Raw genomic sequence first — 702 nt, 5'->3', positions numbered from 1 at the left:
TGTGTGTGACTGAACAGAATGAACCACTTTGGAAGCGAGCGCCGAGTTATGTTACCAAGCCACCTCAAGCTCGGTATTAATATAAGTTGTTCTCTAATAATCCTAAGCCAATTAGAACCATGTGGGATAAGGCTGCTCTTGCACCAATCAAAGCATACTTTATTTACCAAAATGGCCACCACGTAACTAGCTTTTGTCTGCGAATAGATGCAATCTGTGAAGATTTAAACGGAACTGTGCCTTCGCCATTTTTGTCACGACTAAAGCCAGTAATATAGCGGCCGCCACGAACAACCATTCTAGCGTGAACAGTACCATTATCTAATTTTACATCTACCCAATGAACATCCATTTTCATATCTGCACCAAGCTTAGATAGTAGAGGTTTCGGGATTTCGACTTTACCCATTAGATGCCGTTTCCTTGCTAATCAACCTTAGATTGTTATATGTGTTTTTCTCGAACCATTTGTGGGTATCCACTTTTGGCTACTTCATATATACGAAATCCAAATTTTTCATACAACTTTATCGCCGAGGTATTCTGGGGGTGTACACCAAGTCTTAAGCCTGAAGCTGAATTTTCAATGAGATGTTGCATCAGAGAGGAAGCCACGCCTAGCCCTCGATATTCAGGATGTACAGCAATCGCAATTTCTGGGTAGTCAGCATATTTTTGAGTTTGGCAGGATTTGTAGCGTAA

The 702-nt window shown here is 41.2% G+C and carries 2 protein-coding genes; both read right to left on the bottom strand.

Annotation, left to right across the window (positions count from 1 at the left end; all coding sequences use genetic code 11):
- Positions 1-163: 163 nt before the first annotated feature.
- Positions 164-409, bottom strand: a complete 246-nt coding sequence (locus tag KIV40_RS27485) for a hypothetical protein (RefSeq protein ID WP_285352378.1) — start codon at positions 407-409, stop codon at positions 164-166.
- 35 nt (positions 410-444) lie between these two features.
- The coding region (locus KIV40_RS27480) for an N-acetyltransferase (protein WP_285352377.1) at positions 445-702 on the bottom strand (258 nt) is incomplete at its 5' end.

The sequence above is a fragment of the Vibrio sp. D173a genome, assembly GCF_030248475.1.
Note: the sequence above shows the minus strand (reverse complement) of the source record. Positions and strands in the feature narration are given on the sequence as shown.

What these genes read in the sequence shown, in the direction of transcription:
- KIV40_RS27485 (WP_285352378.1), bottom strand. Translation starts at nt 409, where the DNA reads ATGGGTAAAGTCGAAATCCCGAAACCTCTACTATCTAAGCTTGGTGCA.